18 protein-coding genes and 1 tRNA gene are annotated in these 16,611 nt (G+C 45.2%); 4 read left to right on the forward strand and 15 right to left on the reverse strand.

Features of this window, described 5'->3' with window-relative positions; all coding sequences use genetic code 11:
* Position 1: 1 nt before the first annotated feature.
* From AAA943_RS14750 to AAA943_RS14795, 10 genes are all read right to left on the reverse strand, one after another.
* The gene (locus tag AAA943_RS14750; RefSeq protein ID WP_338225037.1) at positions 2–283 is read right to left on the reverse strand and encodes a DUF427 domain-containing protein; all 282 of its coding nucleotides are present in this window, start codon (positions 281–283) and stop codon (positions 2–4) included.
* Between the two features lie 76 nt (positions 284–359).
* On the reverse strand, positions 360–1,592 hold the full coding sequence (locus AAA943_RS14755) for a bifunctional alpha/beta hydrolase/OsmC family protein (RefSeq protein ID WP_338225038.1): 1,233 nt from the start codon (positions 1,590–1,592) through the stop codon (positions 360–362).
* Between the two features lie 341 nt (positions 1,593–1,933).
* Positions 1,934–2,024 (reverse strand) — tRNA-Ser (locus tag AAA943_RS14760).
* Positions 2,025–2,119: 95 nt separating this feature from the next.
* Entirely contained in the window at positions 2,120–3,187 is a 1,068-nt protein-coding gene (locus AAA943_RS14765) for an asparaginase (protein ID WP_338225039.1), read from the reverse strand.
* The gene (locus AAA943_RS14770) at positions 3,184–3,960 is read right to left on the reverse strand and encodes a TatD family hydrolase (protein ID WP_338225040.1); all 777 of its coding nucleotides are present in this window, start codon (positions 3,958–3,960) and stop codon (positions 3,184–3,186) included. The genes AAA943_RS14765 and AAA943_RS14770 overlap by 4 nt, the downstream gene beginning before the upstream one ends.
* Positions 3,960–5,063, reverse strand: a complete 1,104-nt coding sequence (locus tag AAA943_RS14775) for a glycosyltransferase (protein WP_338225041.1) — start codon at positions 5,061–5,063, stop codon at positions 3,960–3,962. The genes AAA943_RS14770 and AAA943_RS14775 overlap by 1 nt, the downstream gene beginning before the upstream one ends.
* A complete protein-coding gene (locus AAA943_RS14780; protein WP_338225042.1) occupies positions 5,060–5,686 on the reverse strand; it encodes a polysaccharide deacetylase family protein in 627 nt (208 codons plus the stop codon). The genes AAA943_RS14775 and AAA943_RS14780 overlap by 4 nt, the downstream gene beginning before the upstream one ends.
* Before the next feature lie 3 nt (positions 5,687–5,689).
* Positions 5,690–6,904 carry a PP2C family protein-serine/threonine phosphatase gene (locus AAA943_RS14785; protein ID WP_338225043.1) on the reverse strand — a complete coding sequence of 405 codons (1,215 nt, stop codon included), beginning with the start codon at positions 6,902–6,904 and terminating at the stop codon, positions 5,690–5,692.
* Between the two features lie 2 nt (positions 6,905–6,906).
* Entirely contained in the window at positions 6,907–7,158 is a 252-nt protein-coding gene (locus AAA943_RS14790; protein WP_338225044.1) for a hypothetical protein, read from the reverse strand.
* A 32-nt stretch (positions 7,159–7,190) separates the two neighbouring features.
* The gene (locus tag AAA943_RS14795; protein ID WP_338225045.1) at positions 7,191–8,297 is read right to left on the reverse strand and encodes a glycosyltransferase; all 1,107 of its coding nucleotides are present in this window, start codon (positions 8,295–8,297) and stop codon (positions 7,191–7,193) included.
* An 18-nt stretch (positions 8,298–8,315) separates the two neighbouring features.
* Here AAA943_RS14795 and ruvC point away from each other — a divergent pair, with 18 nt between their 5' ends.
* On the forward strand, positions 8,316–8,891 hold the full coding sequence (gene ruvC, locus AAA943_RS14800; RefSeq protein ID WP_338225046.1) for a crossover junction endodeoxyribonuclease RuvC: 576 nt from the start codon (positions 8,316–8,318) through the stop codon (positions 8,889–8,891).
* Positions 8,892–8,938: 47 nt separating this feature from the next.
* On the opposite strand, the gene AAA943_RS14805 is transcribed toward ruvC, so the two are convergent.
* Positions 8,939–9,484 carry a porin family protein gene (locus AAA943_RS14805; RefSeq protein WP_338225047.1) on the reverse strand — a complete coding sequence of 182 codons (546 nt, stop codon included), beginning with the start codon at positions 9,482–9,484 and terminating at the stop codon, positions 8,939–8,941.
* A 78-nt stretch (positions 9,485–9,562) separates the two neighbouring features.
* On the opposite strand from AAA943_RS14805, the gene AAA943_RS14810 reads away from it, so the two are divergent.
* From AAA943_RS14810 to AAA943_RS14820, 3 genes are all read left to right on the forward strand, one after another.
* Positions 9,563–10,126, forward strand: a complete 564-nt coding sequence (locus AAA943_RS14810) for a Crp/Fnr family transcriptional regulator (RefSeq protein ID WP_338225048.1) — start codon at positions 9,563–9,565, stop codon at positions 10,124–10,126.
* A gap of 69 nt (positions 10,127–10,195) precedes the next feature.
* A complete protein-coding gene (locus AAA943_RS14815) occupies positions 10,196–11,518 on the forward strand; it encodes a parallel beta-helix domain-containing protein (protein WP_338225049.1) in 1,323 nt (440 codons plus the stop codon).
* Positions 11,515–12,633, forward strand: a complete 1,119-nt coding sequence (locus AAA943_RS14820) for an SO2930 family diheme c-type cytochrome (protein WP_338225050.1) — start codon at positions 11,515–11,517, stop codon at positions 12,631–12,633. The genes AAA943_RS14815 and AAA943_RS14820 overlap by 4 nt, the downstream gene beginning before the upstream one ends.
* Here AAA943_RS14820 and AAA943_RS14825 read toward each other — a convergent pair whose 3' ends face one another.
* The 4 genes from AAA943_RS14825 to AAA943_RS14840 all read right to left on the reverse strand — a co-directional run bounded on the left by AAA943_RS14825 (position 12,634) and on the right by AAA943_RS14840 (position 16,601).
* On the reverse strand, positions 12,634–13,704 hold the full coding sequence (locus tag AAA943_RS14825) for an alanine racemase (protein WP_338225051.1): 1,071 nt from the start codon (positions 13,702–13,704) through the stop codon (positions 12,634–12,636).
* 3 nt (positions 13,705–13,707) lie between these two features.
* A complete protein-coding gene (locus AAA943_RS14830) occupies positions 13,708–14,151 on the reverse strand; it encodes a GNAT family N-acetyltransferase (protein WP_338225052.1) in 444 nt (147 codons plus the stop codon).
* A complete protein-coding gene (locus AAA943_RS14835) occupies positions 14,148–15,581 on the reverse strand; it encodes a sodium:solute symporter family protein (RefSeq protein WP_338225053.1) in 1,434 nt (477 codons plus the stop codon). Before AAA943_RS14835 ends, AAA943_RS14830 begins: the two co-directional genes overlap by 4 nt.
* A 270-nt stretch (positions 15,582–15,851) precedes the next feature.
* Complete coding sequence (locus tag AAA943_RS14840) at positions 15,852–16,601, reverse strand: succinate dehydrogenase/fumarate reductase iron-sulfur subunit (RefSeq protein ID WP_338219908.1); 750 nt, start codon at positions 16,599–16,601, stop codon at positions 15,852–15,854.
* Between the last annotated feature and the right edge of the window lie 10 nt (positions 16,602–16,611).

Genomic DNA, 16,611 nt, shown 5'->3' on the forward strand with positions numbered 1-16,611 from the left:
CTCAGTGATGAACTTCTACTCCTTTCCAAAATGCCAAATAACCTTTGATCGGGAAGGCTGCAGGTTTCGGTTCGGGATAATACCACGCCGCATCGGGATTAATCTTCCCGTCTACCTCGATAGTATAATAAGAGGCGGTTCCCTTCCATGGACAAACGGTGTGCGTATCGGAGGCCGTCAGGTATTCTTTATTGACTGAATTCGGAGGAAAATAATGATTTCCTTCAATGACTAGAGTTTGATCACTTTCTGCGATCACCTTTCCATTCCAGCTGGCTTTCATTCTTTTTGATTTAAACGATGATTATTATGGATTTCTGAACATCAGTAAAGGGGAAAACAACCCCTTTTTAAAACTCTCAAGATTTAGATTCAGTCTCTTTCAATTGGGTCTCTACCTCTATCGGTTCGTGGAGGGTTTTATGAACCGGGCATTTATCGGCTATCTCCAATGCCTTTTCCCTCATCTCTTGGGTGAGGTCCTTGGCACGGATTTCTATCCAGCGGGTAAACTTTGAAATCTTCCCTCCCTTGTTTTTTCCAACCCCTGCGCTGTCTTCCTGATGCACTTTTTCATGGTTGAGGTAGACGACCACCTCTTCCCAATTCCAACCTTTCCTCTCTGAATACATTTTCAAAGTCATCGCGGTGCAAGTCCCCAAGGAAGCCATCAGCAGATCATAGGGTGTGGGACCGAGATTTTTCCCGCCTACAGATTCCGGTTCGTCGGCAATCAGGTGATGAAATGGGGTCAACACCTCGGTGGTATAGTTGTCTCCTGCAAGCCTTACTTTGACCTGATGCCCTTTGACGTCATTCTCTGACCGAAAGGTGGGAAGATACTTTTTGGACCAGGCACTGATCACTTCAGCTGCATAGCTGCTTTCTTCCGGATCGGAAAGCAGGTGGTCAGCCCCATTCAGTGAAACAAAGCTCTTCGGATGGTGGGCAGCCTGATATAGTTCGGCGGCATTGGCAATCTCTACAATCAAATCCTGGGGAGAGTGGAGTATCAGCAATGCCTTTCTCATAGTATGAAGCACTTCCTGGAGATTTTGAGACTCCAAATCATCCACAAACTCCTGGCTTAGCTCAAAAGGCCTGCCGCCAATGGTTACTTTGGCCTTCCCTTTTTCTTCAATTTCATCCAGCTCTTCCGAAAACAAGTGTTTGACATGCTCCGGACTCGAAGGGGCACCGATGGTCACCAATGCTTCCACTGTATCCAGTTGTGCCGCCGCAAATACCACCGCAGCTCCTCCCAAGGAATGCCCGATCATTAATTTGGGGGCTTCGTAGTGCTCCTCGAGAAATCGGGAGGCGTAAACCAAATCCGAAACATTGGAGGAAAAACCCGAAGTGGAAAAATCCCCTTCCGAATTGCCCAGACCCGTGAAATCAAAGCTCAATACCGCTACACCCAACTGACTCAGGGTATCAGAAATTGTGCTAACTGCCTTGAAGTTTTTGGAACAGGTGAAACAATGCGCAAAGAGGGCAAAGTACCTTGGATTTTCATCCAAAGGCAGGTACATCTTAGCAGCAAGTTGCTGGCCTTTGGCATTGGGAAAAGTAAGATTTTGGGTTTTCATGGGAAAAATCAAATGGGATGAAAGTCAAAGTAAGAATAAATCCTTTGATAAGCCACCCAAAAAAGAGCTTTGGTCCGCGAAAAGACAAGAACCAACGGCTTGAGTTAGCTCCCGGACCCTTGAAATTCTTCATTTTCAAAATTTCCAAAAAAAAACCACTCCAATGCTAAAGTTAGCTTGAACGCAAATCCCAAGAGATTACCCCTGCCCTTACTCATTCCGTGCTACCTATCGCGAATCTCCACGTGGTCGATTTCAGACCCGAGGGTTCTCATCTCTTCCCGTCAATTTATTCTGAAATGGAAAAAAATAAAGCCAACTCTATTTCTAAAGTTGGCTTTTGGCAGAGAGGAAGGGATTCGAACCCTCGATACCCTTTAGGGGTATACACACTTTCCAGGCGTGCTCCTTCAACCACTCGGACACCTCTCTGTGTTGAATTTTCCTATCTTTTCTGAATCGGAGTGCAAAGAAAAATATTATTCTACCCTTATCCAAATCAAAGGCGAAAATTCCCAAATCGATTTCTACCCGGAAATCTCTCCTGCCAAGGATTGGGTCAGTTGAGTTCGTATTTCTTCCGTAGTCAAATTCTGCCCCAAAAGAAACATCAACTTGGTCACAGCTGCCTCTGTCGTCATATCTGCCCCGCTGACTACCCCCACTGCCAACAGCTCTTTGCTGGTTTCATATCGTCCCTGAATCACCCGCCCACCATTACATTGGGAAACGTTTAGGATAATCAGTCCTTTTTTTATGGCTTTTTCCAAAGACTTCATAAACCAAGCCTCGGAAGGGCTGTTTCCGGAACCATACGTCTCCAAAACCACTCCTTTCAATCCGGGAACAGAAAAACTGTGATCGAGGATTTTTTCAGTGATCCCGGGAAAAAGCTTCAGCACCATTACATTATTGTCCAGCTGATTCATATTGACCAGCTTCTTGGCAGGCTTGTAAGGTCGGATGGCGTTGGTGTTGTAGTCGATTACAATACCGGCTTCGGCGAGAGGCGGATAATTCTCGGACTCAAAGGCATCGAAATGGATACTCTGCACCTTTTTTGACCGATTTCCCCTCAAAAGCATGTGGTTGAAGAAAATACAAACCTCAGGCACAATCGGAAGACCATTCACTTTGGCACTGGCGATTTCCAAAGAAGTAACCAAATTCTCCCGGGCATCCGAACGCATGGCAGAAATCGGAAGCTGAGCCCCGGTAAAAATGACCGGCTTATTTAATCCTTTCAGCATATAACTCAGCATGGAGGCAGAATAGGCCATGGTATCTGTGCCATGCACCACGACAAACCCATCGTAGCTGTCGTAGTTTTCATAGATAATATAGGCCATGTCCTTCCAGTGCCGGGTGGTGACATTGGATGAATCGATTGGTTCGGGAAAGGAAATAACCGTAATGGCAATGTTCATATTGGACAGAATCGGAATCTTTTCCAGAATCAATCCAAAATTGAAAGGAACTAAGGCCCCAGACTCGTCATAAGCCATGCCCAAGGTGCCTCCTGTATAGATAATCAATACCGAAGCGGTATTCCGGCCATTGCCAGTGGTTTTCAGTCGTACAATTTTATAATTCATCTTTCGAATTCCTTGAATAGGGCAAGGGCATTTTGCTTGGTATCCAAGGCGATTTGCTCTGCCGATACATGAAGTAGATCCCCCACCCGCTGTGCGATGTGGGGAAGATAAGCAGGGGTATTTCTTTTCCCTCTGTGGGGTACTGGAGCCAAATAGGGTGCATCCGTCTCCAAAACCATATTTTGTATTCCGATAAATGGAATTACCTGATCCAGTCCTCCATTTTTATAAGTGGACACTCCGCCTATTCCCAAAAGGAAGCCCAGTGAAATGATGCGTTTTGCCTGATCCAAGGTCCCGGTGAAGCAATGGAAAATTCCTTTCAGTTGCCCATTTTGGTGCTCTTCGATGATCTCTATCGTCTGGTCGATGGATTCTCTGCAGTGAAGTACCACGGGGAGGTCCTTTTCCAGAGCCCAAGAAAGCTGAATCTTCAGCGCTTCTTTTTGAATCTCAAAGGTGCTTTTGTCCCAATACAAATCAGTCCCGATCTCTCCCACTGCTGCAAAGGACCGTCTGTTCAGCCAATCTTCCATGATATAAAGCTGCTTTTGAAAATCCTCCTTCACATCGCATGGATGAAGACCCATCATGGGAATGCAGAGATCACCGTATCGGGATTCACATTCGAGCATCCGGTCGATGGTCTCCACATCTACATTGGGCATATAGATGCGCTCAATTCCGGCACCACGGATCTCCTCGATCACCTGGTCTCGGTCTGAATCAAATTTGCTTGAATAAATATGGGCGTGGGTGTCGATCAGATTCATCAGTAGGGTCTTGACTTCCAAATCGTGGGAGAGGGCCAAAAGTAATAAAGAATCGTCAGGCTGTAGGCAGCCAAAAGGTAAAAATCAAAGAAGATTAAGTCTCTCCACAAGAGTCTCTGCCCGGTTCTCATTGACATATTTCTAAAGAACAACCCCTGCAGAACCAATTTCACCCCCCAACAAACCAAGGCTAAAACCCAATTGGAGAAAAACATCATCCCAAGTCCAACAAAGAACAAGACCTGCATTCCAAGCATTATTTTCCAACCCAGATTCAAAGTCATCGCCCCGGCCATCCATCGTTTTCTTTGTTTTAAAAGTGCCTTCCAGTTGTTTTCTTCCTGGGTAAGAACCAGGTTTTCTGGGCTGACTACTTGCTCCATTCGGAAACCTTTCTTTTGGATGGCTTTGGAAATTTCCAAGTCCTCCGTCAATGAAAAAGGAATTCCCGAAAACCCGCCACAGGCTTGGTAGGCTTCCTTTCGGATGGCCATGTTATTGCCCAACCCCGTGGTAGCAAAGCCCAAATCATTGACCACTTTGACAATTCCAAGTGTATTCCACCAGTCGATTTCCTGCATTTTTCCCAGCCAAGTTTCACTCTGTACTCGGGTAATTCCTATCACCAAACCTGTTCTCTCCGAAAAACCAGCCAAGGTCTTTTTTATCCAGAAAGGAGGAACAAGGCAATCCCCATCGGTAAAAAAATAAAAGTCTCCTACTGCATGGTCTTCCAACTGAGCCAAAGCATTTGCTTTTCCGTTTCTCTGAGTCAAAGATTTTTCATCCCTCAGGGCAGAAATCCAAACTACATTCGGACGATTTTGAGCCCATTGGCTAAGGATTTCCCCAGTACGATCCGTACTTTGATCATCCGCCAACAAGATCTGAAGCTTTTCCTTGGGATAGTCCAATCGATCCAGGCTTTGAAGTAAACGGGGTAGATTTTCCTCCTCATTTCTTAAGGCTATCCAAATTGAGACCTGCGGTAAGGGTTCCGTGGCGGTTCCCCAGGATTTCCAGTGGGTTCGGGCCAAAATCAGCAGGATAAAATACTGGATCGGTACCCAAGCCACAAACAGCCAACTGATCAATTCAATCAAAACAATTGGGTTTTGAATCCTTCACTGAGCAAAAAATCAAGGTAATGCGGAAGCACCTTAGGCAATAATTCAGCAGTTTTTTCCTGATCATGAAAGACGACCACACTCCCGTTTTGGGTACGCTTACAGCTCTGTTCAATCACCCTCTCTGGTGAAATCCCCCTTCGGTAATCTCCGCTCAAGACACTCCACATGATGACCTGATGCGTGGTACGGATGGCCGAGGCCTGGGAGGAGGTAATCAATCCATAAGGAGGTCTAAAAAACCGTGTTTTTTGACTCAAAATATCCTCAAGAGTCTTTTCTGCTTTTTCAAAATTGGAAAGGTAGCTCCCCGTATCTGTTTTCCAGCCATTCAGGTGATTATGGGTATGATTTCCGACCTGATGCCCGGCTTGAATCACTTCTCTGGCAAGTGAAGGGTTTTTATTCACATTGTCTCCCACCACAAAAAAAGTGGCTTTTTGTCCTCTTTTATCCAGTTCGTTGAGTACAAAATCAGTAATCCTGGGGACCGGACCGTCATCAAAAGTGAGAAAAACCGATTGGCTATCGGGATTCCCTTCCCAAACTCTATTGGGGAAAATTCGCTGAATCAGACGGGGCACACCGTGAAAAACCATGGACTAAGAAAACCTCAAACTCATAAATGTCAAATCATCCCGAAGGGGTATGGGACCTTTGAAAGCTTCAATTTCCTTGAAAAACTCCAAATGAAACTGGTCCGGATCCATACACATATGAGAGGAAACAAATTTCTGGAGTCGTAATTCCCCAAACTCCTCATCGCTCGGATTCAGTGTCTCGGTGAGTCCGTCCGTATAAAGATGGATCGTAAAGGAATCCAAATCCTGTCTCTCCCCCATCTCCAAGAAAGGAAGATGCTCAAAGGCCCCCAAAATGGTCGTCCCTGCCTCCAGCAATTCGGTTGTCCCTTCCTTTTCCCAACAGAGAATGGGTGGATTATGCCCGGCATTGACATAGCGAAGCCTTTTCTTCACAAAATCATATTCCCCCAGAAAAAAGGTGATGAATCGTTCTCCTTTGGTATTTTCAAAAAGCGTGTAGTTCAGCTGATGCAAAATCACCTCAAGACTGGCATCGCTTCGAAGTAAAGTACGGAGTGCAGCCTGAAAGTTGGACATCAAAAGCGCAGCGGCGATCCCTTTGCCGGACACATCCGCCACACAGAAGTAGACCTTTTCTTTGGATTTTCTGATCAAATCGTAATAGTCCCCCCCCACCATACTGTGCGGAAAATAGGTCACTTTTACCTTCAATTCTTGGGTATTGGGCAGATCAGAAGGGAAAAGCATTTGCTGGACCTGAGAGGCAATGGCCACCTCCCTGTTTAGGATTTCCTGCTGGATTTGTCTACGGGCAAATCGCTTATTCTCCAAGGCCACCACCAGGATATTGGCTATAGCTTGGGTAAAGTCCAGGTCGAGTTCCACCTGGTCTGACTTTCTTCTCAGGAAGAGAAGAGCAAGAAGTTTCTCTTTATGATACACCGGGAGATAGGTTTCCAGCTCCGAAAAAGAAAAATCCCCAGGAAGATCCAATCGGAGTTCTCCACTCTCTTTTTTGTCCACTATTTGGGAAGAATGAAGCGTATCCGGAATTTTTCCTTTGACTCCGTGGGCAATTTTTTTCTCAAATTCCCCCTCTTTGGCCACATAGAGAATCATAGCTTTGATTTCCAAGTGAACCAAGCAGGTAAACTTGAAAATATTGAGCAGCACACTTTCCGGCTGATTTTCATTGATCGCCTGGGTGATCTCAAGGAGTGCCTTGAGCTCCAATTCCTTCCGCTGATATTTATTGTAGGCTTGCCCTTCCACAATCACAGTGCGTTATGGGCCATCAGCCCCTTTTTAGTGGCTAAATAATAGAGGTCTTCTCCCTCCGAATACACATCAACCTGATCAAATCGCTCTTCATCCGGACTGCTGAGGCATTTGATCAGCCCTGAAGAATAAAGCGAAGTCAGGGTTTTGAGGAGCAGCTGATTTTCCCACCCAAGGGAATCTTTGAGGTGGGAAAAATGCTGGACAAAATACAATTCGTCCAAAAGATCAAATTCAGCGTCTGTCATCGTTGGTGGTTTGAATCCAAAAATAAGCAAAATCAGTTGGACCTACCTTTCCATTCAAATTTTCCCCAAATCGACCCCAAGCTAACCCCGATCACGTAGAAGGGATGAAAAAGAGAAGTCAAGGCCCAGTATCTTCCCGGAGTTCTCCCAAAGGAACGAAGGACTTTTTGCAGGGCCCATCGTTCGATGGCCAGTTTTCCAGCCCAAAGGCCAACCAAAACCCAAATTCCCAGAATGCCTGCTAAGGGCAAAACAAAGCTAAACAGCCAAACCCACTGGGATAAAGCAGCAAGAATCGCAATCCCCCCATGCACCAAGGATCCATGCTCCTTCCACTTGCTTGCCCATCGAATCCGCTGATTAAACAGAAAATACAAACTGGGCTCCGGGAGTGTATAGACCAAGGCCTGTTGGTATGGCAAGTAAAGGCAGGACGCCGCGCCAAATTCCATGGCTATTTTTTTCAACAAAAACTCATCATCCCCTGACAGCAGGTGATCATTTCCCATGTATCCCCCTACCCGGAGAAAAGCTGATTTCCGGAAGGCGAGATTAGCTCCGCTACACAGGAGGGGTTTAAGGGATCGAAAGGAAAACTGGGTAACCAAGAGTATGCTGGCCCACTCAATCTGCTGAAACACTTCCGGGAAGATTCTTGCGTCAGCTTTGGACAGGACTGGACCTGCTACCAGCTGGACTTCAGGATTCTGAAAAGGGGTTGCCATTTCTTTGGCCCAGCCTTTGGCAAAACTACAATCCGCATCCGAGGTAAGGATGATTTCTCCTCTGGCTTGCCGAATTCCCCACTCCAAAGCTGCTTTTTTGCCGACTCCGGGGCTCTTCAATAGGTCAAACTTGGAATGGGATTGGATTTGACCGGAGAAAAGGGAAAAGGAATCATCCTCACTTTGATCGTCTACCAGGAGGATTTCTTGGATTTCAGGAGAGATTCTCTTCAGTTCTTCCACCATTGACCCCACAAGATTGGCTTCATTTCGGAAAGGAATGACTAAAGTGATGCTGGGTAGAACTGCTGGTTCATTTAAGTTTTTTCCTTTTTCTGAAGGCCATTTTCTGACCAGAAGAAGGAGCAACAGGAAATAGCCAAAAATCCAGAGGAGATAAAAATAGACCATCATTTACACTAACTTGCAGGGGTGAGTAAAGAAGTAGAAAAACCGCTGAAAGAAAAAATCATTTTGGGAATTGATCCCGGCACCACAGTGATGGGCTATGGATTAATTCTTACTGAAGGCAAAAAGTATAAAATTCTTCAGTATGGAGTCATTCATCTGAAAAAGTACGAAACCCATGAGCTCAAACTCAAAAAGATTTTTGAGCGGATCACAGGAATCATTGAAGAATTCGCTCCAGATTCTGTGGCTTTGGAAGCTCCTTTTTACGGAGCCAATGTCCAATCCATGCTCAAGCTCGGCCGGGCTCAAGGAGTAGCCATGGCGGCGGCCTTATCGAAAGAAATTCCAATCACGGAATATTCCCCAAAAAAAGTCAAGCAATCCGTCACAGGAAACGGGAATGCTTCCAAGGAGCAAGTAGCTGCCATGTTACAGACCCTTATGGGAATCACCGAGCTGCCCAAATTGCTGGATGCCACTGACGCCCTTGCTGTGGCCTTGTGCCATCATTTCCATGAAGGAAGAGTACAGTCCCGAGGCAGGACTGCCGGCTGGAAGTCTTTTTTGGAGGAAAACCCGGATCGGATCAAAAAATAACTCCCGGCCATCGCCAGCCAGGAGTTTTCCTTACCAGATTTTTAGCATCAAAAGGAATAGCCTAAGGAAACTTTGAAGGCCTGATTTTTCACTTCAGTATTGAAATAATTCAATGACCGAATACCAAAATCATAACTTGCCTGAATATTGAAATTCAAGGGCAAAACCAATTGAGCTCCTGCCACGCCAGCCAAATCATACCCGGTCAACACCTCTAGGCTATTGGAGGTCACATCGCCTAATTGGTAGTTTCTGGATGCAAGAAAAGAAATCTGAGGCCCAAGAAACACATTGACCGCGGGAATAAGACTCAATCTGAACAAAATGGGAATCTCTACATAATTCAGCTGCTCGTCGATAGACCTTCCCTGATCGTCAGTGCCTGTATACCCTTTTTGGGAATAAAACAGTCCGGGTTCTACTTTCAGGAAATTTTCCCCGAAACTGTAATATACTCCGGCGTGAAATCCTGATCTCGTATCAAAATTGGTGTCAGAGAAATTAGACGAGGTAAATCCTGCCCTTACACCAAACTGTGCCTGAGCAGATCCAACTATACCCATCACAAACAATAACAGCAAAACCTTTTTCATAAGCCTACAAATTTTTAAATTCCTCAAAACTAACGCTTGAAATCTGAAATATGATTCCTTCTTGTAATTTTTAAGTTTATGGAAAATATTTTAAGCATTTTGGACCCTTTCCCCCAAGTAGAGGAAGAAGCAAAAACTGCTTTTGGGGAAAAGCTCCAATGGATGGAACTTGAGCGTGGCGAGCTCATTGAAAAATCAGGTACCCCCTGTGATCACCTTTATTTTGTCATCGACGGATCTCTACGGAGCTTTTATCTGAAGGACGACAAAGATGTGACGGTATCCTTTACCCTCAAGGGAGAATTTACCACCTCCATGTATTCCTTTATTTCCCGAAATCCATCCTATGAAAATATAGAAGCTATGGAAACCACTCGGTTGGCGCGAATTCATCATCAAGACTTAATGGGTCTATTTGACCTCTACCAAAGCTTGGAGCGCGTCTACCGCTTGCTTTTGGAGCAGTATTACATCTCGCTGGAGGAGCAGTTGGTCTTTGCCAAATTCAAATCAGCTAAGGATAGGTATTTAGAATTAATGGAAAACAGACCCAAAATCATTCAAAAAGCCAGTGTGGGTCAGATTGCTTCCTATCTGGACATGAGCATTGAGACTCTTTCGCGAATCCGTGCCAAAATCTGATTATTTGACTTTTCTCAAACAAAATCACCTGTAGATCAAAGTACATTTGGTGCAATTATCCCCGCACAAATGAAAAACCTGAAAGCACTATCCTTTATCTTGTTCTCCTGGCTCCTCCTCATGGGTTGTGATTCATCCAATTATGAGCAGACCTTTGACACCTCAAAAATCCGAAGGGCAAGCTTGGAAGAAACCGAGGCCATCGTGGAAGCATTTATTCTTGCGGAAGATTCTACCACTATTGTCATCCCTGAGGGGTTTTACATGCTCAATACCCAGCTGATCCTGGACAATAAAACAGGGGTGAAAATCAAAGGGGCCGGAATGGACAAAACAGTTCTTTCCTTTCGAAATCTGCAGACCGGAGGAGAAGGAGTGAAAATAGTAGGCAAGCAGATCTCAATCGAAGACCTCAGCATCGAGGATGCACCCGGAGATGGCATCAAATCCCAACATACCGACGGGATCACCTTCCGACGGATCAACGTCACTTGGACCAATGGAGACAAATCCCAGAACGGGACCTATGCCATTTACCCCGTCCAGTGTAAAAATGTAACAATAGACGAGTGCATCGCTTCCCATTCCAAAGACGCAGGAATCTACGTCGGCCAATCCGAGAACATCGTTGTCAAGAATTCACTGGCCTTCGGAAATGTAGCCGGAATAGAAATCGAAAACTCAGACAATGCTGAGGTATTTGGAAACACTGCAAGGAATAACTCCGGAGGAATTTTGGTCTTTAACCTTCCCGGACTACCCAAATCCGATGGTAAAGGCACAAAAATCTACGATAACGACATCATCGACAACAATCATAAGAATTTTGCAACGCCGATTGGCGACGGTCCAAACGGAAATACTGTGACGATGATCCCTCCGGGCAGCGGAATCGTACTTTTGGCAGCCAAAGAAGTCGAAATCTACCACAACCGAATCCATCACAACAAAACCTCAGGTGTCTCTATTGCCAGCTATCAGGTTACCGGATTTCCTGCAGAAGCTCCCAATTGGTCTCCCTACACCACGGATATCTATGTACATGACAACGAGTACAAGAGAAAAAGACTTTCCACTCCTGACTTGACCAGAGAACTCGGTCAAATGGTCAGCATCTACAATGCACATGGAAAAGGGAAAACTCAGGATATCATTTATGACGGAATTTGGGATGAAAACATCAGTCCTACCATCGAGAGTAATCCTATGAGAATCTGCATTCAGGAGAAAAATTGGGAGAATCTACACTTTACCCGATTTTACCTCATGGATGGAGAAGACAAGATCACTTCATTCAAAGACCATGAACTCTTTCAGAACTGTCAGGTAAAGGTAAATACGGACATTTCCGGACTAGCGGGACTACAATTAGACGATCAATCAGGCAGATGATGAGGAGAAGCAGTAGAAATAATTGGGTATTGGGACTGATTTTGGGATTAGTCATTTCCTGTCAGGGTAAAAATGAAAACAGCATTCCGGAGACCTCCCAAGCTAAATCTGGAGAAAGAGCTTTGGCCCCTGAGGAAGCAGATGGAAACTACCCCTACCGAAGGCTATCTACCTATGGATTTTTTGAAGGAGAAATGAAAAAGCTTGAACCGGCTTCTACCCTCACCCTGTATCGACCGGCTTCGTCCTTATTTACCGATTATGCTTGGAAAAGCCGCTTTGTTTATTTCCCTGAAGGTAGCCAAGCTGAAATCGTCGGAGACGAAATGGAACTGCCTATAGGCTCAATTTTGATCAAAAATTTTTACTACCCCAATGATTTCAGAAACCCTGAAGAAGGAAAGCGAATTATCGAAACCCGTCTCATGATTCATGAGGAAGGGGGATGGCAAGCCTATCCTTACCTTTGGAATGAAGAGCAAACCGATGCCGTACTCAAGGTGGTTGGCGCTCAATTAGAGGTCAAGTTTACCGATGCATCCGGCAAAGATCAGATCATTAACTACTTGGTGCCCAATAAAAACCAGTGCAAAAGCTGCCACAACAAGGATGAAAAATTGGCTCCCATAGGCATACAACCCAAGCATTTGAACCATGAGCTGGACTACGGGGGATTCAAATCCAACCAATTGGCACATTGGGCACAACAGGGACATTTAAGTGGGTTTGAAGGAGTCGATGCCTATCCAAAGGTCATTGATTATGAAGATCAAACCCAAGCATTGGATGACCGGGCCATGGCATACCTGGATATCAACTGCTCCCATTGTCATAGAGCGGAAGGCCCTGCAAGCACTTCAGGATTATTCCTTACCTACGATCAGAAAGATCCTTTGAAACTGGGGGTAAATAAAACTCCGGTCGCAGCAGGAAAAGGAGCAGGAAGTTTTACCTATGATATCCACCCCGGCAAGGCCGATCAATCCATTTTGACCTACCGGATGAATTCCACCGAGGTGGGCGTGGCCATGCCTGAGCTTGGTCGGACCACCGTTCACGAGGAAGGCGTGGCACTCATCCGTCAATGGATCAATAGCATGCCTCAGAGCAACTAATCAGATCACGGCTTTTTCGATATACCGGGAATTCATCAATCCAAGCACGCCTAGGTATTTCAGTTTAAACTTGATCGAATCCCCGACTTTCAGCTGTTGGGGATTTTTGTTTAGGTTAAGAATCATCATATCGGAACTCGCTCCCAATACCTCTATCTCCTCATCCTCAGGCTCGAGATATTTCGGGTCAATGTCCAAAATCCCCAAGTCCAAAATAGCCCTAAAGGAGGATTTACCCAAGTTTCCTTCTTCGATTTCTACTACTTGTCCCTGTGGATTGGCGGCTAGATTCCCGATCGGCACCAAGGGCTTCTCCTGAAGTTCGATGATTTGAGCCTGAAGCTCAAAAACATCTCCATGCATGCCGTCGATCACTTTTTCCTCTACCAAATCCACTCCGAAATAGAGGGTTTCCCCGACACGAAAATGATTGACCCCCGCCGGCAGCTGATGCGAAAGCATCAATGGGATAGTCACAGAAGTACCTGCGGAAACCCAAGGAATGGATTTTCCGAATTTCAGTTCAATGATTTGTTTGTAGAGTGAAAGCTGAATCAGCTTATCAGTACTCGGCATCACACCATTGAGACAGTTTAGGTTTGTCCCCAGACCAATCACCTCAATATTGGGGAGCTCAAAAACACGGGCATAAAACTCCACCAAGTCCTGCCCCATTACACCTTCCCTGAGATCACCTGTCTCTACCATGATGATGACTTTGTGAAGTTTTTCCTGCTTGCCAGCTTCTTCACTGATGAGGCGGATGGTTTCCAACTCACTGTTAAGACTCACATCGGCGAACTCCACCATCTGAGCCACATTTTTCTTGGCTACAGGCTTGATATACACGGTTTGGATGTCTCTTTTCAGCCTTTTGACCATTGCCAAATTAGAAATCCGGGAATCATGGATTTCATCTATTCCCAGATCTATCAGCTCTTGAAGAAATCGTTTGTGTCCGCAAAGCAGCTTGGATACTACTCCCCAACTGACCTGCTTTTGTTCGAAAAGGTCTTTTAAAAAGCGATAATTCTCTTGGAGCTTTTGTCTGTTTAGCGTAAGAACAGCCATTTTTTAGTTTTTGGTTAGTCTCATTTCGAGGTATTTGTTGGTAAAGCCAAGTCGCTCGTACAACTTTCTTGCTGGATTGTCCGGCTCCACATGAAGAGCAATGGCTCCATTGGCCATTGTAATAGCCAAATCCATGATTTTGCCTCCTATTCCTTTTCCTCTTTGTGAGGCATCTACTGCTATGTAGACCAGGATATTTTCAGGAATATATCCTGACATCCCGGTTTTGTTCATCACCAAAGTTCCTACGATCTTTCCGTTTTCTCTGGCCAAAATCACAAAGCCTCCGGCATGAAGCCCTGGATCTAAAGCATAGTCCAGACATTTCATGATGTCTTCCTTAGGGTCACCGTACTTTCCCAAATGGTGAAAAAGGAAGTCTGCAATCTCGTTTTTTTCAAGAAAAGTCGCATTATTGATCGCGGAAAGGGTTTCTAATTTGATCATAGTTTTGTTGTTCTATCTTCTTTTTTTCTAAAATAATAAACCAAGCCATAACTTATTGCTGAGCAGGCTATTCCAAATAGATTAGCATCGAGACCAAAAGGCAATTTTATACCTGCCAAGGTCAGGCCTGCTGTGACACTTCCCCCAATAATCATCGAGAAAATAGCCGCTGTTGGGTTTCTTTTATTCAAGAACAACCCCGCTACCACCGGTACTAGAAGTCCGGAGACCATAAATGCGTAGGAATAAAGCATCAAGCTCAATACCTCGGTCATCTGCCAAGCAATCAAGACCGCAATAATTCCAATAGCTAAGGTGAGAAGCTGACTGATTCGTACTTCTTGGTTCATTGATTTGCCTTTGAGCTGACTGGAAAGAAGATCTGTGGTCAAGTTTCCAGAGGCTGCCATCAGACAGGAATCGGCTGTAGAAAGGACTGCCGAAAAATAAGCGGACATCATCAAACCTAAGATTCCGACCGGAAGAATCTGACTCAATAAAACGGGAAGCCCCATCTCGGGATCCATCGCGGTCGTAAAGCCCTCAAGTGCTCCCTGCTCGACCGCTACTCTGGATAAGAGTCCTAGGCTCACCCCCAAAAAAGCCATAATCGGCCATTCAAATATACCGGCTATAAACCAGGCTCTTTTGGCGGATTTTTCATCCCTAGCGGCGAAAATCCGCTGATAGAGTGTCATACCAACAAACCAAATAGGAATGATCGTCACTCCCCAATTGACCAAATCTTGCCATGTCAAGTTGCTAAGAGAGAAAAACTCTTCCGGCAAGGTCCGGGTAATTCCATCCCATCCTCCGACGAAAGAATAGGCTACAGGAATCCCGATCAACATAAGACCTAACATCAAAATAATCCATTGTACAGTGTCAGTATAAATCACGGCCTTCAATCCTCCCATCACGGTATATACCACCGCAATCACACCCATAATTAAAAGTGCAGTGTGCAGATCTAGAGATTCAAAGGTACCGGAGGCCAACTTGGCACCGGCTAGAAGCTGAGAGGAGGTAAATCCCAAATACCCAATGAAGCAAATAAGTGCGGCGATTTTGGCTGCTTTTTGATCAAAAAGATAACCGATGATCTGAGGAAAAGTGAAAAATCGGGCGAAAGAAGGATTGGCTTTTACTTTTGGAATCAACAGCACAGCAGCCAGCCAAGCACCGATCAATCCCGTAAACAACATCCATGATCCGGAGATGCCCATAGCGAAGCCTAGTCCGCCCAATCCAATCGAAAACCCTCCGCCTACGTCAGTGGCTACTACCGAAAGCCCGATATGCAGACTTCCAATAGATCGCCCTCCTACATAATAATCCTCCTGGCTGGAATTCTTTTTCATGAAATATACTCCTACGCCCAACATGGCCAGCATGTAGGCTAAAAAGATCCCCAGATCCAGTAAATGCATTATTATCTAACTTGTGTAACAAAAGAAATTTAAAATATAATTTTTCAAAGTTAATCAAAAAGAGTCAAAAGGCCAATTTTATTTGGTTTTTTGACCTAATTCGATTTATTTAATCAAATTTACCCTTGGAATAATACCATTTTAAGGCTTAAATTGAAGCTGAGATGGTGATCATATTCAGGTAGTATTTTACCCCAATCATCTAGTAGTAAGGGCAAAAAAAAACCGGAGAGATCTCCGGTTTTCTTTGAATTATTCTCTAAAGTCCAATTACAAAGATTCACTGCTGACTACTGCACTGAAATATTCTCTGTTCATTCGGGCGATGTTGGTAATGGAAATTCCCTTTGGACATTCAGCTTCGCAGGCACCCGTATTGGTACAAGCTCCGAACCCTTCAGCATCCATCTGGGCTACCATTTTTTCTGCACGGGTCTTTCTTTCCACCTGACCTTGTGGCAACAGAGCCAACTGGGAAATCTTGGCCGAAGTAAACAGCATTGCAGAAGCATTTTTACAGGCGGCTACACAGGCACCGCAGCCAATACACTGAGCTGCATCCATGGCTAAATCGGCTACTGTCTTCGGAACAGGAATCTCATTGGCATCCGGCACCCCCCCTGTGTTTACAGATACATATCCACCGGCTTGGATGATTCGGTCAAAGGCCGAGCGATCTACCACCAGGTCTTTGACTACCGGAAAAGCTTTGGCTCTCCAAGGTTCTATCGTAATGGTCTCTCCGTCGTTGAAAGACCGCATATGCAGCTGGCAAGTGGTGGTCTGCAAGGGACCGTGAGGCTTACCATTGATATACAAGGAGCACATGCCACAGATCCCTTCCCGGCAATCGTGATCAAAGTGAACCGGGTCTTCCCCCTTTTCGGTCAATTGATCATTCAGCACGTCCAACATCTCTAGGAAAGACATGTCCTTTGAAATCCCATCCACAGGGTAGGTCGCAAAACCTCCCTTGTCTGAGTTATTCTTCTGTCTCCAAATTTTTAATGTCAATTTCATATTTCTAGCT

Source organism: Algoriphagus confluentis (assembly GCF_036245625.1).
Classification (GTDB): domain Bacteria; phylum Bacteroidota; class Bacteroidia; order Cytophagales; family Cyclobacteriaceae; genus Algoriphagus; species Algoriphagus confluentis.